The organism is Parageobacillus toebii NBRC 107807 (assembly GCF_003688615.2).
In the GTDB taxonomy this organism is placed as follows: Bacteria; Bacillota; Bacilli; order Bacillales; family Anoxybacillaceae; genus Parageobacillus_B; species Parageobacillus_B toebii.
Genome location: NZ_CP049703.1, coordinates 2,784,135 through 2,807,635 on the forward strand (window position 1 = coordinate 2,784,135; position 23,501 = coordinate 2,807,635).

General features: G+C 45.5%; 26 protein-coding genes and 1 pseudogene. 4 read left to right on the top strand and 23 right to left on the bottom strand.

Annotation, left to right across the window (positions count from 1 at the left end):
- Positions 1-58: 58 nt before the first annotated feature.
- Positions 59-711 (top strand): annotated as a pseudogene (locus DER53_RS14200) (LysE/ArgO family amino acid transporter).
- Here DER53_RS14200 and pxpA read toward each other — a convergent pair.
- The 5 genes from pxpA to DER53_RS14225 all read right to left on the bottom strand — a co-directional run bounded on the left by pxpA (position 701) and on the right by DER53_RS14225 (position 3,934).
- The gene (gene pxpA / locus DER53_RS14205; RefSeq protein ID WP_062755272.1) at positions 701-1,456 is read right to left on the bottom strand and encodes a 5-oxoprolinase subunit PxpA; all 756 of its coding nucleotides are present in this window, start codon (positions 1,454-1,456) and stop codon (positions 701-703) included. The pseudogene DER53_RS14200 and the gene pxpA overlap by 11 nt on opposite strands.
- Complete coding sequence (locus tag DER53_RS14210) at positions 1,446-2,432, bottom strand: 5-oxoprolinase subunit C family protein (RefSeq protein WP_062755271.1); 987 nt, start codon at positions 2,430-2,432, stop codon at positions 1,446-1,448. The genes pxpA and DER53_RS14210 overlap by 11 nt, the downstream gene beginning before the upstream one ends.
- Complete coding sequence (pxpB, locus tag DER53_RS14215; RefSeq protein ID WP_062755269.1) at positions 2,407-3,108, bottom strand: 5-oxoprolinase subunit PxpB; 702 nt, start codon at positions 3,106-3,108, stop codon at positions 2,407-2,409. The genes DER53_RS14210 and pxpB overlap by 26 nt, the downstream gene beginning before the upstream one ends.
- Positions 3,080-3,304: a hypothetical protein gene (locus DER53_RS14220; protein WP_062755268.1), complete on the bottom strand. Its 225-nt coding sequence runs from the start codon at positions 3,302-3,304 to the stop codon at positions 3,080-3,082. The genes pxpB and DER53_RS14220 overlap by 29 nt, the downstream gene beginning before the upstream one ends.
- 81 nt (positions 3,305-3,385) lie before the next feature.
- Entirely contained in the window at positions 3,386-3,934 is a 549-nt protein-coding gene (locus DER53_RS14225) for a pyridoxamine 5'-phosphate oxidase family protein (protein ID WP_062755266.1), read from the bottom strand.
- 104 nt (positions 3,935-4,038) lie between these two features.
- Between DER53_RS14225 and pdxR the strand changes: the two genes are divergently transcribed.
- Positions 4,039-5,433: a MocR-like pyridoxine biosynthesis transcription factor PdxR gene (gene pdxR / locus DER53_RS14230; RefSeq protein WP_062755264.1), complete on the top strand. Its 1,395-nt coding sequence runs from the start codon at positions 4,039-4,041 to the stop codon at positions 5,431-5,433.
- A gap of 37 nt (positions 5,434-5,470) precedes the next feature.
- On the opposite strand, the gene DER53_RS14235 is transcribed toward pdxR, so the two are convergent.
- Positions 5,471-5,710 (bottom strand): hypothetical protein, encoded by a 240-nt coding sequence (locus DER53_RS14235; RefSeq protein ID WP_240345749.1) that lies wholly within the window; start codon positions 5,708-5,710, stop codon positions 5,471-5,473.
- Between the two features lie 11 nt (positions 5,711-5,721).
- Positions 5,722-7,248, bottom strand: coding sequence for a bifunctional ADP-dependent NAD(P)H-hydrate dehydratase/NAD(P)H-hydrate epimerase (locus DER53_RS14240; RefSeq protein WP_062755302.1), 1,527 nt, complete (start codon positions 7,246-7,248; stop codon positions 5,722-5,724).
- Between the two features lie 255 nt (positions 7,249-7,503).
- Between DER53_RS14240 and DER53_RS14245 the strand changes: the two genes are divergently transcribed.
- Positions 7,504-8,685 carry an MFS transporter gene (locus tag DER53_RS14245; protein ID WP_062755262.1) on the top strand — a complete coding sequence of 394 codons (1,182 nt, stop codon included), beginning with the start codon at positions 7,504-7,506 and terminating at the stop codon, positions 8,683-8,685.
- A 57-nt stretch (positions 8,686-8,742) separates the two neighbouring features.
- Here the strand turns inward: DER53_RS14245 and DER53_RS14250 are convergent, their stop codons facing one another.
- From DER53_RS14250 to DER53_RS14265, 4 genes are all read right to left on the bottom strand, one after another.
- Positions 8,743-9,171, bottom strand: a complete 429-nt coding sequence (locus DER53_RS14250) for an HIT family protein (RefSeq protein ID WP_062677336.1) — start codon at positions 9,169-9,171, stop codon at positions 8,743-8,745.
- On the bottom strand, positions 9,171-9,518 hold the full coding sequence (locus tag DER53_RS14255) for a hypothetical protein (RefSeq protein ID WP_153016805.1): 348 nt from the start codon (positions 9,516-9,518) through the stop codon (positions 9,171-9,173). Before DER53_RS14255 ends, DER53_RS14250 begins: the two co-directional genes overlap by 1 nt.
- A gap of 487 nt (positions 9,519-10,005) precedes the next feature.
- Positions 10,006-10,401 (bottom strand): thiol-disulfide oxidoreductase DCC family protein, encoded by a 396-nt coding sequence (locus DER53_RS14260; protein ID WP_062755260.1) that lies wholly within the window; start codon positions 10,399-10,401, stop codon positions 10,006-10,008.
- Entirely contained in the window at positions 10,398-11,072 is a 675-nt protein-coding gene (locus DER53_RS14265; RefSeq protein ID WP_062755258.1) for an SOS response-associated peptidase, read from the bottom strand. Before DER53_RS14265 ends, DER53_RS14260 begins: the two co-directional genes overlap by 4 nt.
- Before the next feature lie 86 nt (positions 11,073-11,158).
- Here DER53_RS14265 and DER53_RS14270 point away from each other — a divergent pair, with 86 nt between their 5' ends.
- Positions 11,159-11,572 carry a hypothetical protein gene (locus DER53_RS14270; RefSeq protein WP_062755256.1) on the top strand — a complete coding sequence of 138 codons (414 nt, stop codon included), beginning with the start codon at positions 11,159-11,161 and terminating at the stop codon, positions 11,570-11,572.
- 215 nt (positions 11,573-11,787) lie between these two features.
- Here the strand turns inward: DER53_RS14270 and DER53_RS14275 are convergent, their stop codons facing one another.
- The 12 genes from DER53_RS14275 to DER53_RS14330 form a co-directional block, all read right to left on the bottom strand.
- Positions 11,788-12,156, bottom strand: coding sequence for a Na-translocating system protein MpsC family protein (locus DER53_RS14275; protein WP_015864126.1), 369 nt, complete (start codon positions 12,154-12,156; stop codon positions 11,788-11,790).
- A gap of 194 nt (positions 12,157-12,350) precedes the next feature.
- Positions 12,351-12,761 (bottom strand): NUDIX hydrolase, encoded by a 411-nt coding sequence (locus DER53_RS14280; protein WP_062755254.1) that lies wholly within the window; start codon positions 12,759-12,761, stop codon positions 12,351-12,353.
- 283 nt (positions 12,762-13,044) lie between these two features.
- Positions 13,045-14,880: a monovalent cation:proton antiporter family protein gene (locus tag DER53_RS14285; protein WP_062755252.1), complete on the bottom strand. Its 1,836-nt coding sequence runs from the start codon at positions 14,878-14,880 to the stop codon at positions 13,045-13,047.
- A 372-nt stretch (positions 14,881-15,252) separates the two neighbouring features.
- Positions 15,253-16,041: an ABC transporter permease gene (locus tag DER53_RS14290; RefSeq protein WP_062677943.1), complete on the bottom strand. Its 789-nt coding sequence runs from the start codon at positions 16,039-16,041 to the stop codon at positions 15,253-15,255.
- A gap of 2 nt (positions 16,042-16,043) precedes the next feature.
- Positions 16,044-16,817 carry an ABC transporter permease gene (locus DER53_RS14295; protein ID WP_062755250.1) on the bottom strand — a complete coding sequence of 258 codons (774 nt, stop codon included), beginning with the start codon at positions 16,815-16,817 and terminating at the stop codon, positions 16,044-16,046.
- Positions 16,814-17,788 carry an ABC transporter ATP-binding protein gene (locus tag DER53_RS14300; RefSeq protein WP_062755248.1) on the bottom strand — a complete coding sequence of 325 codons (975 nt, stop codon included), beginning with the start codon at positions 17,786-17,788 and terminating at the stop codon, positions 16,814-16,816. The genes DER53_RS14295 and DER53_RS14300 overlap by 4 nt, the downstream gene beginning before the upstream one ends.
- Before the next feature lie 112 nt (positions 17,789-17,900).
- Positions 17,901-18,896 (bottom strand): FecCD family ABC transporter permease, encoded by a 996-nt coding sequence (locus tag DER53_RS14305; RefSeq protein WP_062755246.1) that lies wholly within the window; start codon positions 18,894-18,896, stop codon positions 17,901-17,903.
- Entirely contained in the window at positions 18,893-19,921 is a 1,029-nt protein-coding gene (locus DER53_RS14310; protein ID WP_235603589.1) for a FecCD family ABC transporter permease, read from the bottom strand. The genes DER53_RS14305 and DER53_RS14310 overlap by 4 nt, the downstream gene beginning before the upstream one ends.
- A gap of 27 nt (positions 19,922-19,948) precedes the next feature.
- Positions 19,949-20,920 carry an iron-hydroxamate ABC transporter substrate-binding protein gene (locus DER53_RS14315; RefSeq protein WP_062755244.1) on the bottom strand — a complete coding sequence of 324 codons (972 nt, stop codon included), beginning with the start codon at positions 20,918-20,920 and terminating at the stop codon, positions 19,949-19,951.
- 123 nt (positions 20,921-21,043) lie between these two features.
- Positions 21,044-22,504 carry an aldehyde dehydrogenase family protein gene (locus tag DER53_RS14320; RefSeq protein ID WP_062755242.1) on the bottom strand — a complete coding sequence of 487 codons (1,461 nt, stop codon included), beginning with the start codon at positions 22,502-22,504 and terminating at the stop codon, positions 21,044-21,046.
- 19 nt (positions 22,505-22,523) lie between these two features.
- The gene (locus DER53_RS14325; protein WP_062755240.1) at positions 22,524-23,114 is read right to left on the bottom strand and encodes a hypothetical protein; all 591 of its coding nucleotides are present in this window, start codon (positions 23,112-23,114) and stop codon (positions 22,524-22,526) included.
- Between the two features lie 114 nt (positions 23,115-23,228).
- Positions 23,229-23,447, bottom strand: a complete 219-nt coding sequence (locus DER53_RS14330) for a hypothetical protein (RefSeq protein ID WP_062755238.1) — start codon at positions 23,445-23,447, stop codon at positions 23,229-23,231.
- Positions 23,448-23,501 lie beyond the last annotated feature (54 nt).

Here is a 23,501-nt window from a genome sequence, read left to right on the forward strand (position 1 = left end):
CAAACGGATTGTACGAGTTTTTCTAGAGAATATCATACATAGATAAGGAAAATGGAACGTGCTTACTGCTTTCATTCACGGCTTTATCCTAGCGCTTGGCCTGATTCTTCCGCTCGGCGCGCAAAATGTATTTGTTCTTCAGCAAGGAGCGATGCAGCCCCGCTTTTTGCGGGCGCTTCCCGCAGTGTTTACCGCGGCGCTGTGTGATACGGCGCTCATTTTATTGGCGGTGCTCGGCATATCGGTGGTTGTGTTTACGATGCCCTGGCTGCAAACGATCCTATTTGCCGTTGGTTTCTTTTTTCTATTATATATGGGATGGACGGTTTGGAAGAGCCAGCCATCTTCTGCGAACGATCAAGGGTCGATGCCGCCGAAAAAACAAATACTGTTTGCCCTTTCTGTTTCATTGCTAAATCCTCATGCGATATTGGACACCATCGGGATATGATTGGCACCAATTCATTGAATTATGACGGGGCCGAAAAAGTTACTTTTACCGGTGCCTGCATTTCTGTTTCCTGGCTGTGGTTTTTCTTTCTTGCCATTGCCGGAAAAACGATTGGCCAGATTGATCAAAAAGGAACGCTGATGAAACGCATCAATCAACTTTCCGCTCTCATTATATGGGCGGTGGCGGTGTATCTCGCTGTGGAATTATTGAACAATGCAATTCATAAAAGATTTACGCTAAAAAATGTCATTTTATAGAACAAACATCCACGCCTTCCTTCTGCAGCGCCTCATATAACCGCTTCGCAAACAGCACCGCTTTCTTGCCGTCCCCGTGAATGCAAATCGTCTCCGCTTCAATCGGAACATCGATGCCTTGCAAAGAGCGGACGCGTTTTTCTTTCACCATGGCAAGCACCTGAAGAACCGCTTCCTGTTCATCAACAATCAATGCGCGCGGGTCGCTTCTTGGTGTCAATGAACCATCTTGTTGGTACGTTCGATCGGCAAATACCTCACTTGCCGTCCGCAAGCCGATTTTCTTTCCTGCGCGAATCAGCTCGCTTCCGGCAAGTCCGTACAGAATTAAGGTTGGATCGACATCGTACACCGCTTTGGCGATCGCCTCGGCCAGCGCTGCGTCTTTCGCCGCCATGTTATAAAGCGCGCCGTGCGGCTTGACGTGCGTCATCTTCCCTCCTTCCGCTTTCACAAACGCAGCGAGCGCCCCAATTTGATAAACAACATACGCATACACTTCTTCTGGAGTTACCGCGATGTTGCGCCGGCCAAATCCAAGCAAATCCGGAAACCCTGGATGCGCGCCGATCGCGACTTTTTGCTCTAATGCCATCTGCACCGTTTTCCGCATCACAAGCGGATCTCCGGCATGAAAGCCGCAAGCGACATTGACCGATGTGACATACTGCAAAATCTCTTTTTCCTCGCCGAGGCGATATATTCCAAAGCTTTCGCCAAAATCGCAATTCAAATCAACGCGCATAGCCGATTTCCCTCCATTTTTGACGAATGATCATTTTCCATTTTTTTATTTCTTGCTCTCGTTCGATATATAACCGTTGTGCTTCTTGCCACGATACTTTTTGAAATTGAATATGATCGCCTGGGCGCGCCTGCGCTAAAATCGGAAGATCGATGCGAATCACTTGAGCGATGCGCGGATACCCGCCTGTCGTTTGGCAATCCGCCATGAGCACAATCGGCTGGCCGTTTTTTGGAACTTGAATTGTTCCAAACGTGACCGCTTCCGAAACCATTTCTTGATTCGTCATGCGCTCAAGCGCTTGTCCTTGCAGGCGGTAGCCCATGCGGTCCGATTGCGTCGTCACTTCATACACGGAAGAAAAAAATCGCTCTCGGCTTTGCTCGGTAAACATGTGATATTCCGGGCCTTTCACGACACGTATCATTTTTCTTTTCCCTTTTATGTAATTTCTCGCAGAAAACGCAATCCCCCAACGAATAGGATTTTTTGGAATCGTTATCGTCTTGGATCGCAGGGACAATACATCCCCCGGCTGCAGCGCTCTTCCATGAAAACCGCCGATGTGCGCTTGTACATGGGTAGAACGGCTGTTCATCACAATCGGAATGTTAAGCCCGCCCGCAAACGCGATATATGCACGATAGCCGTTTTGACACGCCCCGATCGATAACACATCACCGCGCCGAATGACAAGCGGCTTCCACATCGATATTGGTTTGCCGTTTAATGCACAGCGAAACACGCCGCCGCAAATCGCAATGAGCGCATCCGTTTCAAAGCGAAGCGTCGAGCCGTTCATCGTAATTTCTAATGTCGCCTCATTCGCGTCATTTTCGACAAGCAAATTCGCAATCCGGCTCGCAAACGAATCCATCACTCCTCCAACGGATACACCGGCTTTTTGATATCCGAAGCGTCCTCCGTCCTGCACGGTTGTGAAAAATCCGCTATGTATTACTTGAATCGTGCTCATTCTCCCACATCCTATACTGTTCTTCGGTAATTGGACGAAATTGTACGATATCTCCTGCACGAAGCAAACTCGGCTCCGGATCATGCGGCCGGAACAAAGCAAGCGGCGTTCTTCCGATAATTTGCCATCCTCCTGGAGTCGCCAGCGGATAAATCCCTGTCTGGCTGCCGGCGATGCCGACCGAACCGGCTGGCACAAGCGTTCTTGGGGTAGAGCGGCGCGGAGTCGCAATCTCGGGAGACAACCCGCCTAAATACGCAAAGCCGGGAGCAAAGCCAATCATATACACGCGGTAACTTCCCCGTGAATGTATAGAGATCACTTCTTCTTCGGTGATCCCGTGAAAACGGGCGACTTCTTGTAAATCCGGGCCAAACTCTCCACCGTAACAGACGGGAATGACAACGGTTCGTGATGGCGGCGCTTTCACCTGTTCAACCCGCTCAAGCTCTGTTCGCAGCCACTCGCATATTTCCTCACAGCTTCCGGCGACAAGCGGATCGTAATACACCGTCACCGATGAAAACGTTGGGACAATATCAAAAATCCCGTCTTTGTTCTGTTGTTCCAAAAAAGCAGCGACACGATGAACGTAGTCATTCACCGCTTCATCTACTTTCGTCGAAAAACGAATCGTCACCGCATATTCACTTAATGGAAACATCGTATAATCCATTGCCATCCCTTCCTTGAAAAAACAATGCTGGGCGGCCTGCTTTCGCTTTTCGGCCGCTTCCGGTGAAAACCGATGCTCCCGAACCAGCGTACTGAATCCCGCCACTACATTGAAAATCGTCACCGCCATTGCGGCCGACTAGCTGACCGTATATTGCCGCCTTCGTTCTTGTTCGATCATATCCCGCTGAAGGCAACTATTTTATTTATCATGCTTCCCCTTGTGAAACATATATTCATTATAATGACAATAAACGAAATTTTCTATCTATTTGTAATCAAAAAACCCTGCCGATATCATCCCGCACAGTTCGTCCTTTATAAAACTTTCGCTCTTTCTCTAACGGTTTTTCTTTCGCAGTAATAAGGTCAGGAACGATTTTGATGACAACAGTCGCGCTTCCTGCCGATGAGCGGTATGATGATACATGCTTCTCGGAAAGCGGTCGGTCAAAATAGCCCGGCACATATTTGCCAAGCAACTGGTCGAGCGCTCGTGTCGCCTCCTTTAGATCAGAAACGATCTCCGCTGTTCCAAATATCATCACACTCATATAAGCGGTGCTCGTTTTTGCTGGAACGGGATGCACCATTGTCCCGATATGTTCACTAACGGTAAAACAAACGCGCGGATTGCGATGGATTATATCGATTTTTCTCCCTTCTTCCGCTCCATGCACGTAGATGCAGCCGTTCCACCATACGAAATTAAGCGGTACGACATATGGCTCACCACCGTCTGTCAAACCTAAAAATCCGGTCAACGCTTCCTGCAAAAACCGGTTGATTTTTTGTTCATCTTTGCATTCCAACATATCCCTTCTCATCTATTTTCCCCCTTCCTAGTTTATAATGGAATCATAGAAAAAAACTGACCTTATGAACAGGGACAGAATTAAATAAAAAAGAAGGGTCAGAGGAGGAAAACGCAGTGGAATTGCAGCCCATTCTCGATCCAACAAACGGCACACCGCTTTACATGCAGCTGTATACGTACATAAAAGAGGAAATCACAAACGGCCATCTTCAAAAAGGAAGCAAGCTCCCATCGATTCGCGTGCTTTCCCAACACCTAGGCATCAGCAAAAATACCGTCGAAACCGCCTACCAGCAGCTTCTTGCCGAAGGATATATCGAAAGCAAACCTCGCGTAGGATTTATGGTGCAAGAACTAGAAGAACCTCTCGCACCGCAGGGTTCCCAAATCGATGTTCTGCCGGAGGCTCCGAAAAGCACGCCAATTCGCTACAATTTTCGCTACGGTCATATTGACCTTGACCATTTTCCGATGAAAACATGGCGAAAATGTCTTCTCGCGGCGATCGATGCGGAGCGAAGCGAATTATTATGGTATGGCGACCGCCAAGGAGATATCGGCTTGCGCAAAGAAATCCAACGCTACTTGTATCACGCGCGCGGCATTCGCTGTTCGGCCGAACAAATTATTATCGGCTCTGGCACGCCGCAACTGATTGGCGTCTTATGCCAGCTGTTTGACCTTCGGCACGATGCGGTCGCTTTAGAAAACCCTTGTTATAATGTCATTCGCACCATGTTTCAAAACCACCATTTTTCCATTATCCCGATCGATCTGGAAGAAGATGGTCTGAATATCGACCAGCTGCAAACAACCAACGCGAAAGTCGTTTATGTCACTCCTTCGCATCAATTGCCGCTCGGAATGGTATTGCCGATCGGCAAGCGGCAAAAGCTGCTAAAATGGGCGAAGCAATCTAACGGATTTATAATTGAAGACGATTATGATAGCGAATTCCGCTACGGGAGCAAACCGATCCCTGCATTAAAAGCGCTCGATACACAAGACCATGTCATTTATGTCGGCACGTTTTCAAAGGTGTTCACCCCTGCCATCCGCACAAGTTATATGGTGCTACCGCAACATTTGTTAGAGCGGTTTCATGAACGCTGCTCCAACTACCATCAGACCGTCGCTACGATCGTCCAAAAAGCTCTCGCCCGATTTATGCGTGAAGGCCATTTTGAACGCCATGTCCGCCGCATGCGCACCATCTACGCAAAAAAGCGGCAGGCGCTTATCGAAGCGATTCGCAAATACTTCGGTGATCAAGCAACGATCATCGGCGACAAAGCGGGGCTTCATCTTCTTGTAAAAATAAAAGGCAAGGACACCATCGAACTTGTGCAAAAAGCAGAACAAGCAGGCATTCTCGTCTATTCCGCAGCGAAATATTGGTTTGGGAACAACGGAACGCCGCCTCCGTATCTTTTGCTCGGCTTTGGAGGAATGAGCGAGGCGGACATCCGAGCTGGAATTCGCGAACTAAAACGAGTATGGGAGATTTGAACTACTCCCAAAAAGAAAAACGATGCGCTTCTATATTCTAGCGCATCGCTTCTTTACGCAGAAACCATATGCCGATAGCGAATAAAATCGCGCCCGCCCATCGATACATACGAATCGCTTCGGATAAGATAATATGATAAGTATCCGTGTCTGCATGTCCCCCACTTTCGCGAAGCCAATGATTGGCGTATGCTTCGCCAAGGTCCACGCTTTTCCAAAGCAAAAAAGCGCCGATTCCAACCATTGCAATGTCCAGCCACCATTTCCAATTCTTCAATCATATCCCCCCTATTGTTTTTCCTGCACATACGAAAGCACCGCTGGAATTGCTTCAATCAAATCGCCAGCAAGCACGTCCCATTGTGAATGGCCGCGTTCTACAAGCATATCGGCGGCTTTTCCATGAACCCAGACGGCGTTGCTAATGGCTTCTTGCGCAGAATGATGCTGCAGGAGAAACGCGGAAACGATCCCTGTCAACACATCGCCGCTTCCGCCTTTTGCCAAGGCGGGATTTCCGGTTGTGTTGACGTATTGCGAGCCGTCTGGCGTTGTCACAATCGTATAAGGTCCTTTCAACACGACGTAGATGCCGTACTCGGTTGCCAGCCGTTTTGAAACGCCAAACCGATCGCTTTCGACTTCATTGATAGACAGATCAAGCATGCGCGCCATTTCCCCGGGATGCGGGGTGACCACTGTTGCCGCTTTTCGTTCACGAATTAGCGCGGCGTACTCGTTCCAGAAAAAGAGGGCGTCGGCATCGATAACAATCGGCACTTCCTGCTGCACGATGGCGGAAACAAGGTTGCGGACGCCATCCGTACGGCCAAGCCCCGGGCCAATCGCGATCGCGTCGATATCGAGCGCCGATACATCCACGGCGCCGGAAAACGCTCCGTCTCGCGCCGGGCACGGATAGTACATCGCTTCCGGAACGCGATTGGCGACAACGGAATAAATGTCATCCGGCACTGCCATTGTCAATAATCCCGCACCGCTTCGCAGTGCGGCTTTTGCCGTTAACGTAATCGCACCTGTCATCGAGCGAGAACCGCCAACAACCAACAACTTTCCATGCGTTCCTTTATGGGACGACCGGTTTCGTTTTGGCAATGTCCGTATGACATCGTCCTCTTTCCAGACAAAACGAGGAGCAGCATTCCGCTTCACGGCAATCGGTGGAATGCCGATATCGACAAGGAGCAGTTCGCCGTAATAGTCTGCTGTAGGGAACGTATACGCCCCTAGTTTTGGACATTGAATCGTAACCGTGATATCAGCGCGAACGGCAGTTTCGACCTCTCCCCCATCCGCTGGAGTTCCACTCGGAATATCAACGGCATAGACGATTGCGTTAGAACGATTGACAAGTTCGATAATCTCTTTGTACGGAGAACGGACGGCTCCCTGAATGCCGATCCCAAGAAGCGCATCAATGATTACATCATAATGACGAACCTGTTCGGCAAAGTATTGTTCATTTCCGATATATTCTTTGATGTCATATCTCGAACGCTCATAAATAGTCAGCGCTGTCTTTGCTGCACCTTTGATCTTTTCTTTCGGCGGAATAAGCCATAAATCCACGTCATATCCGCAGCTTTTCAACATTCTTGCAACAACAAATCCGTCACCGCCGTTGTTGCCTGTTCCCGCTAGCACCGCTACCCGTGCCGAACGGGGAATGCGTTCGCGCAGCACATGAAACAGCGCCTGCCCGGCGTTTTCCATCAAGGAATCGGCGCTAATGCCGATTTGTTCAACCGTGTCGCGGTCGATTTCATACATCTCTGCGGCTGTAACGATATGCATCGTGCTCACCTCATCTATAAATATGTATTTATTAACTTGTTCTCCATGAAAGAGAAAAACACCTGTAAAAATGTTTTCATAGATGCCGGAAAGAAAACCGCAGCAATGATGCAAACATACCGTCTGATTGCGGCGTGTTTGTTTTCGCAATTTTAAATCCTCTATCTCTTTGGCATTTCAGAATATCTTCCTTATATTATATAAAAGAGTTATAGTAAAACTATAGCAATACACGAAACAAAAGAGGCGAGAACATTGACGTACATCCAAAAAGGCAGCGCCGAATACATAAAAGCAAGTTTGGCGCTATTTTTCGGGGGATTTGTCACCTTTGCGATTTTATACACGACGCAGCCGCTGTTGCCGATTTTCGCAAAAGAGTTTCATGTTTCTGCGGCGTCCGCCAGCTTAACGGTTTCCGCGTCTACCGGAACGTTGGCGGTAATGATGCTCATAGCGGCCAGTTTATCCGACCGCATCGGCAAAAAGAATATGATGATGATGTCCATGCTGTTGACATCGATGCTGGCAATGGCCATGGCGTTTAGCCCTAATTTTCTTTCCCTTGTCCTTGCGCGCACGTTTCTTGGCATGACAGCTGCGGGCATCCCGTCACTGGCCATGGCTTACGTCGCTGAGGAATTTCATCCGGCTGGGATTGGAAAAGTGATGGGTCTCTATATTAGTGGAACGAGCATCGGCGGTATGGCTGGACGTATTGTAACAGGCGTGCTGACCGATTTGTTTTCGTGGCGGACGGCGCTATTTTCCATTGGAGCAATTTCTCTTCTATTAAGCATGATTTTTGCTTTCATTCTCCCGACGCCTCGACATTCAATAAAAAAACCGCTCAATGGCAAAGCCGCACTGCAGGCGTATGCCGTTCATTTGCGCAATAAACCGCTAATGGCTCTCATTGCACTTGGCTTTTTATTTATGGGCGGATTTGTGACGCTGTATAACTATATCGGCTTTTTATTGAGCGAACCGCCATATTCGTTCAGCCAGTCCGTACTTGGATTTCTGTTTATCGTGTACATATTCGGCAGCTTTAGCTCGGTTTATATGGGAAGAAAAGCCGATTTACACGGCCATGCGCTGGTGTTAAGCATTTCGGTGGCATTGACCGTGCTCGGTGCGGTCGTTACGCTCGTTCCGTCTATTGTTGTCAACATCATCGGGCTTTCGTTATTTACCTTTGGCTTTTTCGGCTGCCATTCCATCGCGAGCACCTGGATTGGCGAACGTGCAAACGTAAATAAAGCGCAAGCCTCTTCTCTTTATCTCTTATTCTATTATTTAGGCTCCAGCCTCGCTGGCACAGCCGGCGGCTATTTTTGGACCCATTTTCATTGGCTTGGCGTCATCACATTTATCGTGGCTTTATTGCTATTAAGCTTTCCACTTATTGGCTATGCTCAAAAGCAGCTCGAGTAATTCCCACGATTACCACATAAGAGAGAGGAGACGCAATTTCCTTCTCTCTTTTCTTGATTAGGACTTTCCTAAAACGCGATGAAAATAGATTTTCAGATTAGCGGCTGTTTCGGCAAGCCGCTGCTTCTCTCCTGTATCGAACTGCGACTCGCTCCATGTAAATCCGTCCCCGATAAATCGAGGAATAACATGCATATGATAATGCCCCAAATCGTTAAACACACCGCCATTTTGGCAAATGGTAATGCCGTCCGCCCCATACCGTTGTTTTAGCACGTTTGCACATAATTGCGATGTTTTCATCACATGCAGCGATAGCTCCTCATCCATTTCCTCCAATTCCCGAATATGTTGCTTAGGTAAAATAAGCATATGCCCTTCGTTGAATGGATCAATATCGAGCACACAAGTGACTAGCTCATCATCATATATGATATATGTTGGTTCTAATCCATGCGCAATCCGGCATCCTAAACAATCCACCATTATCCCCTCTTTACTAGCGTGATGACGCCCCTGACAAGGAAGTGCACGACAAGCTGGCCAAGTGTATACACAATCGCTGTAAACACCATAGCTACATTTCTCGTAACAGGCTTAAACCAATGCAGATCATTCGGGATCGCAAGCGACGCAAGACACAATGTCAAAACCGCAGCGATTCCGTTCATCAGGAAAAACGTTTTCCAGTTCGCTTGTGTGGATAGGCCTCCTACAATGATAATAGCGACACATAATACAATCACAGGAGATGCAGACGAACGCATCGAAATATATTGATTATAGTCGAAAAAATGAAAGAGAAACGGGACAGGGATCCATGACAGTGCCAAATATACCGTTTTATATGAAAGCTTTTTTATAAAGCTGATACAGTGGATGCAGAATGAAGAACATTCCTGATGCAATACAAAGGTAGGAAAGCAGGCATGTCTTTAACGAGATGAGAAAAACATCGATGGGGTAAATATCGCTGCAATATTCCACATCTTTCGGAGTAAAAATAAACTTTTTCCGGCAAGCCGCCTGGGATTCATAGGCAATTTTGCTGGCAAGAAAGAATGAATACACATACGTCACTAAAAAGGTAGGAAGGCTGAACCCCCAAATCCACCATCCGTACTTCAAAACCACCATCCCTTTTATACCAAATTTTCCTTTTAGTGTAATTTTACACTATTTGCTCTTATAATATGAGGATTTTCCCTCGATTGTCAACATTTTTTGCAAAAAAAGAGAGAGGGCAGTCCTATTTTATTGTGTCTGTTTGTGCCAAGCTAATTCTCTTACAAATGCGTCATTCAACAATCGCGCTTGTCATCAATCATCATCGAGAAACCGCGCGCGGATGTCGGGAGTGGGCATCAGGCAATGATCGCGCTTTCCGAACCATTCATACCGATGCTTGGCGACAAAATCATATACATAATCGCGCAGCGGCTTTGGAACAAGCCAAAATATATAAAACAGTTTCCAAGCGCCGGCAAGCCGCCGGCAAATGCGGAGAGCGGCACTTGATTTCATATAATAGCGGCCATCTTCGAGCAACACGAGACTGTCCACCTCGGGAACACCAAACTTTTCCCGCAGCGCCGCTCCTGTTTCACTTTGCAAAGAAGCAAAGCGAAATACGGCATGTGGATCACGCACGATAATAAACTGCACGCTTGCATTGCACAGCGAGCAAATGTCATCAAACAATACAATCGGATTCATGTTTCTCCCCCATTTACTGGCTTTATGCAATCAGCGACATCGTTTTTCGGAGAATTAACGATCGTTGACACTTCGTACATTTTCATCTCTTCGGCAGGATACGGCTGCAATAGCGATTTGATATAATCAGTATCCTCTAACTTCTTGTCTAGCCATGCGTCATGCCACTCTTGCGGCAAAATCGCGGGCATGCGATCATGAATCGTACCTACCAATTCGTTCGCTTTTGTTGTAATAATCGTACACGTATACAGCATTTCACCATGTTTGTCCCATGTCTCCCACAAACCTGCAAACGCAAATGGCTGTTCGTTTTGCAATGTAAAGCGATATGGAATTTTTTTCTCTCCTTCTTTTTTCCATTCATAAAATCCGTCCGCTAAAATCAAACAGCGCCGCCGCTTGAGCGCACGGCGAAAGCTCGCTTTTTCATCGATGGTTTCCGCCCTGGCGTTGATCATCTTCCAGCCGATTTTCGGATCGTTCGCCCAAGACGGCACGAGCCCCCACTTCATCATCTTCCCAATTCGCACTCCATCCTCTTCCATAACGGTTAGCACCTGTTGGCTTGGAGCAATGTTAAAACGAGGAGCGATGTTTTCGCTATAGCCAAAACCAAAAAGCGATTGCAATTGCTCGATTCCAACTGTTAATGAAAATCGTCCACACATGAAAAATCTCCTCCTATCCTTAGACGGATAAAAAAGGAATTTCCTTCATATAAGTAGAATTATAATCTAAAAAAGGAGTTATATGCATGGAACTCGTTGCACTTGGGTACTTTGGTGTTGTGATGCTTTTGTTGCGAGGGGCAACATCGACGCAAAGACGATGGATTGGCGGCACGTTTGCTGTTTTGGTCGCTATATTTATTATCGGTTCGTTATGGATTCGCTATCAAACTGGCTTTTTCCACCTCAGCCGCTTGGAATGGCGAAACGCTGGTGGTTCAATTTCGTTAGGAAAATGGGCTGTTCCGTCATATCTCATGTTCGCCCTTTCTTTGCTTCTACTTATTTTGTTTCGCTTTATCCAGAAAACAATGACATCACCTTCTGAAGCGCGAGTATGGCTGTTTGTTTTCGCCTTCTTCTTTACGCTCATTTACATCGCCGCAGTTTACATCATGTTATTTTTTGTCGCTTTCTTCTTTTTCCCGTTTGCACCGTAGTGTTTTATGTTGATATGAAAGGGATTCATGGCTGCTTTCATGTATAATGTTTACTTTTTTCAAAACGGCGGAATGGACACAAGCAATTCTTTCATTTAAAACAGTTCCTTATTTCATTTTAGCCTCTGTTGCTATAACGATTCTACAAAAGATATAAAAACCGGAGACATTTTTCGATGGCTGAAAAATGTCTCCAGTTCATCACCACCAAATCGTTATTTCCTCAGCTCTTCCTCTAAATTCTCGTTTAATAAAAAAACAATCACTCGCTCCCCGGTACGGGTGCTGATGTCGGTGTGCATGCTGATGATGTCTTTTCCGGTAATTTCTGAAATCATTTTTTTTAGCTGGTCGCTGCCCGATTCAATTAAATCCGCGCGAATGCGCTTGATTGACAATAATCCATCCTTCGTGCTTGCTAAGTTTTTTTCCGCTGGCGTTAAAATTCCTTTTAATTGAATGAGAATAATGTTACGAACGATATCGGTCTTAACAGCAACGGACCCCCGTCCTAAATATTCTTTTTCCCATTGCGTAAGCGCGCGGCTAATTTGATCTTCCATTTCTCCTTTTGATACTGGCATGTCTTAGTTCCCCCTTTTCCATAAAAAAACGGCATGCCCACTATTTTTAGTGAAACATCCCGATCGGCTATAACCAAACTGCACTGTCATTCTAGCAATTTGGCTATCTATCAATGAACGGCATAATTTATTCACTATTATAATCATCCATATATTTTTCATGTCAAGAAAAAGTTTTATTGAACTTATTTTACTTACTGTTGAATCGTATATTGTGCACCGCTTGTCGGTCGGAGAAAAGCGCGAATCCCATTTGGATGATACGGCATCCGTTGTTCTGCTGTTTCGATGTCCACCCATTGAACGTCTATGATGTTTTCATCCTTACTTATTACCACAGGCGCATGAACAATCGTTCCACGAAACGTAATAAAAAAGACATGATTACCGTCCATAAACGCTTCATTAAGGGCAACGATATCATGAACATCCACGTCATATCCCGTTTCCTCTTTTACCTCGCGAATCGCCGCTTCCCGCAACGTTTCTCCTTTCTCCACTCCCCCGCCAGGAAGCGACCATGTTCCTCGTTTGTTGTACACCATTAATACCTTTTGTTCCACTTCATCGTATAGAAGCACATACACCACATCAACTCGCTTCATTGTCGCTCTCCTTCCGCAATTGCTGCAAAAATGCCAATACTTTCTCCGCATATTCACCCGGATACATTCAAAACTTTTTATCAGTGCCGAAAGCCGCCATTTCCACGTCCGTCTGCGCGGTTCTAGCTGTAGTTCCATTCCTCTTCCCGCCTTATTATATTTTAAGAATAGTAAAAATTCACCCTGCAAATAAATCCCCGCTCCACCATATTGGCTAAGCGAGGAACATTGTATTCATTTTCTATATCTCATTGTCAGTCGATCTCTCGTAACAGATGCTCTACTATTCCAACAGCTCCCTAAGCTCGGCAACATACTCATTTGATCCGGTGACAATTAGGCGATCTCCCTTATGCAGCTTTGTATCCCCATGTGGGACAATCGATTCATTTTCACGGAAGATCCGTACGATAATGCAATCTCCCATAAACGGAAAGCGGCGAAGCGGGATTCCATCATATTCATTGTTATTCATCGTAATTTCATGCAATGTCGCATCCTTGTTTATAAACATCCGCGCCACTCTTGGTGATTCGATGAACGCTTGCAGCATCGCCGTTGTCGATAATAAGGCGGACATGATTTCGATTCCTTCTGCTTTCAGCCGTTCGACCTGCTTCGGTGTTTCCGCCAAAGCAATCACCCGCTCGATTCCACGTTCTTTCGCGGCTAATGCGACACTTGCGTTAATCTCTTCGTTTCCTGTCAGCGCAACTAAAATATCCGCCGTAAACGCTCCGTGTTTTTCAAGCGTTTCTAGCGAATAGTCTTCGATATCGACAATCGGAAAAACGTGATCGGAAACAGGCAGCTCTATTTTTTCTTGCCGAATATGATATAGCGTTACATCGTAGCGCTGTTTGTTTAATACCTTTGCGACTGACAGCGTAAATTGGTTGGTACCAACAAACGAAATGTTTATTTTTTCCTCATTATCGTCCGGCTTTGCATACAGCTTTTTGAAGACAATCGGTGAAACGATACTGGATATAACAGCCACTAAAATCAGCGCGCCTTTCATATTCTCGTCGATAACGTTAATACGCTCTGCGATCGTTGCTGCCGCGATGACAAGCGACAACGTAGACACAAGCAAAAATCCCGACGCGACTGTTGTTTTCGTATCATACCAAATTTTTAAAATTGAAACAGGTATCAGTTTCGAAACAACGAGCGCAAGCAGTAAAAGTGGAAGAAGCGTTAAAATTTTCGGCTCTGCCAACAATGCGCGTAAGTCTAAATTCACCCCAACCATCACGAAAAAGATAGGAATGAAAAACCCATATCCAAATGAATCTAATTTATGCACTAAATCTTTATTCGGCGATAATAGCGAAACGAGCACGCCTGCTAAAAATGCTCCTAAAATATTTTCCGCTCCAAACGTTTCCGATAAAGCGACGAGCACAATGATGAGCGTAAATACCGCGCGTGTGCCGATTTGTACTGTTCCTTTTGCCATTGTTTCAACAAATGAACGTTTTTTGAAATATTTACCAACAAAATAAAAGAGAACACCGAATGCAAACAATCCAAGAATCAGCCATGTACTTCCATGTTCTGGCTCATTCATGGATACAAATACGGCCAACAAAATCATCGTCACCAAATCAGCAATGACCGCGACTAACAAAATCGTTTGCCCAATCGTCGTTTTCATTAAATTGGCATCTTTTAACGTTGGAACAACGACGCCGAGAGAAATCGTCGAAATAATCAATGTCATTAAAAACGCGTTATCCATAAATCCGGTTAAAACAAACAAATAAGAAAGTCCATACGATAAAACGAATATCGCCATAAAGATGATCGACGCGGCGACAAATGGATTCGGCTCCTTCTCTTTCTTGCTCGCTTTCGGTTTGCGCGCAAACACGGAAAAGTCAATCTCCAAGCCGCTTAAAAACATTAAAAACAAAAATCCTAATGTCGATAATGTTTCAATCCACATATCAGGTTTTACAATATCAAACCCTGTCTTACCAATCATAATGCCTGCGATAATTTCCGCCACAACAACCGGGATCGCCTGCAGCCGTAAACGATGCAATAAAATTGGCGTCAAAAATGCGACGACTACTACAATTAATAAAGAAGTGATGGATGAATGTTCCGCCATGAAATTCCCCTTTCTAAAACTTCTTCTTTAGACTTTAGATATTATCCGATACGGGTGGATTTGGCAACTAAAAAATCTTGAGGTCGTAGATTTGCCTTGGTTCCCATCGATTGCACCGATCACTTTTCGATACCATGGTGCAATCACACCGCCTCTATATTGCAGTTCAACACGTTTTCTTTTGGATGAGAATCAATTCTTGTTAGTCAAACATGTTTCCATACGCGGCAATATAACTTGATGATAACAATAAAAAATAAAACAGAGCCATAATAAACGGCTCTGTTTTCAGACTGTTGACAAAAAGGGTTACAGACGAATGTCTGTAACCCTTTTTTACTTGCTGTCAATCTAAACGGAGGGCTTCCCTCCTTAACTGCTCGCGCTCGTATAAAAGCGAAGCGCAAAACGCCAAAAACGGCGCGACAGCCATAAAAAGACGCCAGCGAGTACAACGGATATCAGCGCGGTAACAATGTTCCACTTTCCTAACAGCGACAATGCAGGCATGTTCGTGATTACTGCGGCAGGCAGTACATATGTCAGCACGATGCGCACCCAGCCGCGGTACATGCCGATCGGAAATCTTGCTGTTTCAAAAAACGAATCAAAAATAAACGATAAATCATCAATGCGGATGACCCAAAACGATGTCGTCATCAACATCATCCATAACGAATAAATTAACACAAATGAAGCAGCGATCGTCATGATAAAAACGGCCACATCCACTAGTGACGGAATATAATGCTTTTCTACTAATCCATAGCCAATGACTCCAAGACCAAGCAAAACATCAATCAGCCGCCAAAACACTAAATGACGAAAGCTGACATAAAACATGCTGTCGACTGGTTTTGTCAAAATATAGTCCAATGTCCCTCTTCGGACATGTTCTAATAAGCGCGGCATATTCGGGCGAAGCGCAAAATCAATCAGCCCTCTGAGTGTATTAAAGACGCCGAGCAAGACAAGCACATCAGCATATGTCCAGCCCGCTAATTGATCAGTTTGGTAAAAAAAGATATTTACCGTTAAAATCGCAATCCCTATTCCAAAAAAGCTAGACAGCAAATTGCCAAGAAACTCGCTTCGATATTCCAGTTCTTCGACGAAACACGTTCGGAAAAATTCGCGAAAAATCCGCGCATATCTCCGCATTTTCACCCACCTACCGCTTGATTTTTCTTTAATCCCGCTTTCCATAACCATTGCACGGCAATAATAAACAAAACAACCCAAATGAACGCAATCCAAAAACCGTTCATTATTTCTTTTTGATTTATCGCTCCTGTAATAATGTCAATCGGAAAGCCAATCATATAGCGAAACGGCAAAAAGACGCTCCACTGCTGCAATAGAGGCGGCAACATCGACAACGGCGCAATCCGCCCTGACAAAAACAAAGAAATCACTTCGAGCAAACTATATACTGCCGTTACTTTCGTAATCCAAAAACCAAGCAGGCCGCAAGCATAACTGAGCAAAAAGCGAAGCGCCGCGCCAACTAGCACCGCCGTCAAAAACAGAAGCGCCTGTCCGCCTGTCATGTCAAAGCGAAGCGCGGGCACAAACAGCGCTGCCACCGTCCATATCGGCACTAATATGACGAGAAACAACACTTTATAAATGATGTTTTCCGCAATGGCCCAATGAATCGGATGGAGCGGGCGAATAATATAGTTGGAAAATGTCCCATCGCGAATCTCATGGTCGAGTTCCCAAACGTCCCACGCGCTCGTCATGCGTTCTACGAAAATAACGGCCATAAAATAAAAAATGAACGCGTCCGATTGGGACGGGTCGATATTCATCCAGACGACCATCGTAATGAGCGGCTGGACAATCGCTCCTGTCATCCAAACAATCGTTGCGAGGCGATAAGCTAACATTTCGACATATTTCATGCGCAGAAGGGCGATGTATTTACGAATCATGCATTCAATCCCTCCTGAAACGCCCGCGTAATTACTTCTTCCATCGGCGGATCTTGAATGTTAATATCATGCACATGGAAATGCTGCAAAAAGTGCGCCGACACTTCTGCCACTTTTTCCCGCGCCACCCGCAATGCCACATTTCCGTCTTCGATTTCCACAACCTCTCCGTAATCTTCCCAGCGCACGTCAGGAACCTTGGCAAAGCGAACTTCAAGCCGCTTGTATGGAGCGAGTTTCTCCGTCAGCACCGTCAGCTCTCCATCATAGATCAGCTTTCCGTAATTGATAATCATGACGCGGTCGCACAGTGCCGTCACATCCCCCATATAATGCGACGTCAGCAAAATCGTCGTTTCATGCTCGCGATTGTAATCAACGATAAAACGGCGCACCTTTTCCTGTGTATGGACATCGAGTCCAATGGTCGGCTCGTCTAAAAACAATACTTGCGGGCGATGCAGCAGCGCCGCCGCAAGTTCACAGCGCATCCGTTGCCCGAGCGACAAATTGCGGGTCGGTTTGTCTAGCAGCGGCTCTAGCTCCAACAATTCCACTAATTCGTCTAATGTTTGCCGAAATGTTCGATCGTCAATCTCATAAATCGCTTTGTTCACCAAAAATGTTTCCATCGGCGGGATATCCCAAATAAGCTGGCTTTTTTGCCCCATCACTAAACTCATCATCTTTTTAAATTCCGCTTTTTGTTCAAATGGCACAAAGCCGCCAACCGTAATTTCTCCCGATGTAGGGTGAAGGAGTCCCGCGAGCATTTTCATCGTCGTCGTCTTTCCCGCCCCATTCGGACCTAGAAACCCAACAATCTCTCCTTTTTGAATCGTAAACGAAATATCTTTGACCGCTTCTACAATCCGATATTTGCGGTTCCACAAGCTGCGGACCGCCTCAAGCCAGCCCGCTTGCCGGACATGCACGCGAAATGATTTATGTAAATGCTTAACGTGAATCATCGTTTTTTCCTCCAACTGATGCCAAGAAGTTTTGTCCTTACATTATTTTTATATATATTAAGCAATTAGAAATACGCAAACAAAAAAGCAGGCTTCGTTTTGAAGCCTGCCTTTAACGTGCAGAACGCGCCAATACATATAAAAAATATGGCGCCCCAATGATGGCGACAACGATGCCTGCATGAATTTCCGATGGCTGCAAAATTGCTCGTCCGACCGTATCCGCCCCCAGCAGCAAACAAGCGCCAAGCAATGCGGACGCCGGCAGTACATAGACATGATGTACGCCGATTAATCTTCGTGCCAAATGTGGGGCAATTAACCCGATAAAACCGATGCCTCCGCTGATGGATACGGAAGCGGCCGCTAATGCGACAGCTGCCGCCAATAATTGAATTTGTTCTTTTGCCACTGAAACGCCGAGTCCTGTTGCGGTGGCTTCGTCAAATGATAACGCGTCAAGCACGCGCGCTTTGTAATAAACGAAGGCAAACAACACGAGAATCCACGGCAAAAGCGCCCATACATATTCCCATGCCGCTCCCCAAATGCTTCCCGTCAGCCAAACTGCCGCAAATTGATACAGTTCCCTGCTGAGCCGAAGCGACAGCACCGTCATGAGCGCACTTAATCCAGCGGCGACCGCCACTCCTGTTAAAACGAGACGTCCGGGAAGCAGCCCTTCTTGTTTTTCATAGGACAAGCCAAACACAAGCGCCGCCGCCAACGCACCTCCAATAAAAGCAAGAAAAGGAAGAAATAATGCAGGGGCATCCGTACCCGTTGGGAACAACGAAAGATATAATACGACCATTACACCCGCTCCGGTCGAAATGCCTAAAAGACCAGGGTCGGCAAGCGGATTGCGCGATATCGTCTGTATAATGCATCCGGACAGCGCCAGCCCAGCCCCTGCTAGTATCGCAATCAACATGCGGGGAAGACGAAATTCAAATAAAATTAACTCCTGCTTCGCTGTCCCCATGCCAGCAAGCGTTTTTGCCACTTCTAATGGAGACATTTTGCTTGCTCCGGTATTCAGACTGATGATAACCACCAAAAGCAAAAGAAAAAAAAGGGCAGTAATAACAATAGCGCGGCGTTTCATGCAAATTCCCCCTTTCGCTTGCGGGAGACATAAAGGAAAAACGGCACACCAATTAAAGCGAACAACACGCCAATCGGTGTTTCATATGGCGGATGAATCATTCTAGCACCGATGTCCGCCCAAAGCATCAACAAACTGCCGAGCACCGCGGAACATGGAATAACCAAACGATAATCGACGCCAACAAAAAAGCGGGCCAGATGCGGAACGATAAGACCGACAAACCCGATTGGACCGACTGCGGACACTGCGCCGCCGGCAAGCACAAGCACGATCATCGCTCCCATTAGTTTGACGATCTTTGTTTTCTGACCTAATCCGGTCGCAACTTCCTCCCCGAAACTTAATATGGTGATGGACCGAGACAATAATAATGCTGCGACTAAGGCCGCAACAATCCACGGCGCCAAAAGCTTCAGCTGGCTCCACTTCACCCCGGCGACACCGCCGGCATACCAAAACGCCAATTCTTGACTAAGCTGAAAATGAATGGCGATTCCTTCACTAAGCGAGGTAAACAATGCGCTTACCGCCGCGCCCGCCAACACGAGGCGAATCGGAGTAACGCCGCCTCTTGAGAGCGCACTGACTCCATACACCATCCCGGCTGCCGCCGCCGCTCCGAAAAACGACCATATGATGAGTGATTGATAAGAAAGTCCAGGAAAAAACGCAAAACAAATTGCTACCATCAATGTCGAACCGGCATTCAATCCTAACAACCCCGCATCAGCAAGCGGATTTCTCGTCATTCCTTGCATGATGGCGCCCGCCACCGCAAAACTAGCTCCGACAAGCACATCCGCAAGGGAACGAGGAAGGCGCAAATCGCGGATAATTGCATGGGCGGTTTGCCGCGAATCGTAATGAAAAACTGCGTCCCATACTGTCGTTAAACGGATATCCGCCGCACCGACCGAAATGGACAGGGCGATGCTAAAAAGAATGGCGCTTAGTCCAACGACTAGCACCAATATTGCCGCCCACGAACGCGATGATCGTTTTATATGTTTCTCTATTTCCATCTTTCCTCTCCTTACCATCATTCCACCCTACTTTTGATTTGCAGAAAGCAATGTATCGACAACAAGGTCGAGCTGATGTTCAAGTGAAATGGCATCAGAAAACCAAATGTCTTCGATCTTCATTTCGTAAACATGATGGTTTTTCACCGCATTTAAGTTTTTCCAAATCGCGCTGTTTTTCAGCTCTTTTTCCGCCTGTTCGGTTCCGTCCATTTTATATACCGTCCAAAACATGTGATCAGCGGCATAGTCAGGCAACGCCTCTAGCGAAATCAATTTCCATTGCGGACCTTGAATCACTTCTTGTTTAATTTTTTCTGGCGGTGTCAGCTGCAGAGCGTTATAAATAATTTGACCAGCATGGCCAAAATTGTCGCCGATGGCGTAAAAATCTTTTCCTTGCAGTTTATAAATGCCAACGGTCTCATTTTCGCCGATGACGCCTTTAATTTTTTCACGGGCGGCTGCCGCCTTCTTATCAAATTGTTGAATCCATTGCTCCGCTTCCTTTTGCTTGCCAAAAAGCTCGCCAAATACCCGCATTTCTTCTTGGATGTTTTTATAATGGCCAAAAGGAATGAAAACAGTCGGAGCGATTTTCGATAGCTGTTTGTATTGGTCTTCTAAATATACAATAATTAAATCTGGATTTAATTCAACAACTTTTTCTAGGGAAATCGGATTGCCGACGTTTTCAATCCCTTTTGCTTGTTCTTTTATGTACGGGTTCTCCATAACTGCCTGCGTGACGCCGACTGGTTTCACCCCAAGCGCCAGCGCGTTTCCTAAAAATTCATATGGCATTACCACCCGTTTTGGATGTGCGGGAATTTTGACTTTTTTCCCGTTCGCCATCGTAAATGTTTTCGTTGCATTCTCTTCTGTCTTGGATTCCTTTTCCGATGCTGTATTGTCTTTCTGATTCCCGCAAGCGCTCATCATTGCGAGAACGAGAACCAGGATCAGCATGAATACGATACTTCTTTTTCTCGTCAACATCTCGTTGTCCCCCTCTAAAGATAATGAAAATCACATCCAATAAAAATGATAATCGTTTTCATTAGATGTGTCAACAAAAAAACAAAGAAGCTAACCCTCATAAGAGCCAGCTTCCTCACCTAATTAAAATGGATATGTTCTCTTCTTTGTTTGCACAGATACCCATTTTGTAATAGTAAATTCTTCTACTACCCATGGATTTCCAAATCTCCCTAACCCACTTGCTTTATTGCCTCCAAACGGAATGTTCGGAGCATCATTCACTGTTTGGTCATTGATATGGGTCATACCGCTGTCAATCTGTAATGCTAATTCTTTTCCTTTAGTTAAATCACTCGTAAAAATAGCGGAACTTAACCCATATTCTGTGTTATTGGCGATAGCGATAGCTTCTTCATCCGTTTTCGCTTTGATGACTGTAGCAATTGGGGCAAACAATTCAGTTTGTGCCAGCTTACTCGACGGATCGACATCAATAAAAACATACGGAGTTAAAATGTTTCCGATTCGCTTTCCTTCTAAAGCAATTTTTATTCCTTCACTTTTTGCCTCTTCAATGATCCGTAATGCTTTTTCCATCTGCTTTTCATTAATCAATGGACCAATAACCGTATGCGGATCTTTCGGATCGCCATATGGAAGTGATTTTGCTCTTTTTACGAATTTTTCCACAAACTCATTATACTTGCTTTCATGCACAATGATGCGATTAATAATCATACAAATCTGACCTTGATGGATAAATTTCCCGAATATTGCAGCATCTACTGCACGATCCACATCAGCATCCGACAATACGACGAATGGGCTATTTCCCCCTAGTTCCAAAGCGACTCGCTTTAACTGTCTTCCAGCAATTTCCCCAATATGTTTGCCGACAGCGGTAGAACCAGTAAAGCTAATCAAACGGGCGTGTCGGTTGGTCAGCATTTCATCGCCGATTTCTTCAATATCTGTTAAGATAACGTTTAATACCCCTTTTGGAAGACCGGCATACTCAAACGCTCTTGCAATAATGACTCCACCGGTTAATCCCACTTGAATATCCGGTTTGTGCACAACGCTATTCCCTAAAGCAATGGCCGGAGCAATCGTTCTCATCGATAAGTTCAATGGAAAATTAAACGGAGAAATAGAGGCGATAACCCCTAATGGCAGTTGATAAATATAGTTGACTTTTCCTTCGATGTTAGAAGGTACTTCTCTCACTGTTTGAACTTCACCAGCATAACGCAAAGCTTCCTCTAAAATTTCGATCGCAAGCTGGAATTCCACATTTGCTTTGAGAAGCGTTCCTCCGGTTTCACGGACAATGACATCGATAATGGCTTCACGATTGGCTTGTAAATACTCTGCTGCTTTACGCAATACTTCTTTTCTTTCCTCTACAGACGAACGCGCCCACGCCTTTTGTGCCTCATTTGCCGCCTCAAACGCGTCATGAAGCTGTTGTACCGTTGCCAGACGTACAGAAGTAATGACCGAATTATCATACGGATTTAAAATGTCGTATGTTCGACTGCTTTCTCCTTCTACCCACTCGCCGTTTATAAAACTTTGATTCCATTGTTCATAACGCTCCATGTCCAACTATCCTCCTTAATTATATAACATAAAACTGATTCCCAATTAATCCTAGAGGCCAGTGTCCATGTTCCAGCACAGCAATTAAGGAAAGAAATGGATTTGTTTCCCAGCCTTCAATATCAGAAACTAGCTCCCATGCGCATGCCATCCCGCCGATATACATCATATAACATACCGCTGTTGTCACCACAGAAGATCCATATCGTCCCAACGCGGCAAATAACTTGTCAAAACAATGGTGAAAAATCAGTGCCGGCACCTCATCCGCGAGAGTGAGCAACGCATCCAACCTGCCTGCTTGTTCCGCTTGGTGCTTTATTTTCTCTGGTACCTGCTGCAATTGCGGCCATACATCGTTGTATTCCAACTTCATTTCTTCTAAAAACGAAGGAAGCTCTTCTTCCGCTATCCACTTTATTTCACAATGTTTTAGACCGAAGAAATGAGCAAATTCTTTAATTGCTTGTTCTACTTGCTCATCATTTTTTTCTGCAAACGATGACAACCAATTTACTCTTGATAAACGTTGAAGCAACCGATCCACCCGTTCATCGTTTAGACAGAGTACATCTTTCGTTATCGTATTTGTATTCGGGAATGCAGCCATTTCCTTTCTCCTCCCATCTATTGAATCGATAGCGCTTTCAAATGATTTTTCGTTGTCCTTTCTCTTCCTTTTTTTATTTTGTCTAGAATCCTTTTATCTCGTTAAAAATATTTTTTAAGAAAACGAACGTATAATTTTTCCATTATTGTCCATAATAATACGCTGACTATATTTTTCCTGAACGAAAGAAATAGCTAAAGCAGAAATAATACAAGGAACAGCAAATACTAGAAAATTACTGCGCAAGGAAAGGTGCTGACTCAGCAAAAGTATATGAAAACGATGCAAAGACTGCTCATCAATAAGATGATTGACATATATTTTTTCCGCCATCGTTACCAAACCCTCTTTATCCCCATCAATATAAAAACTACCATCCCCCCTGTA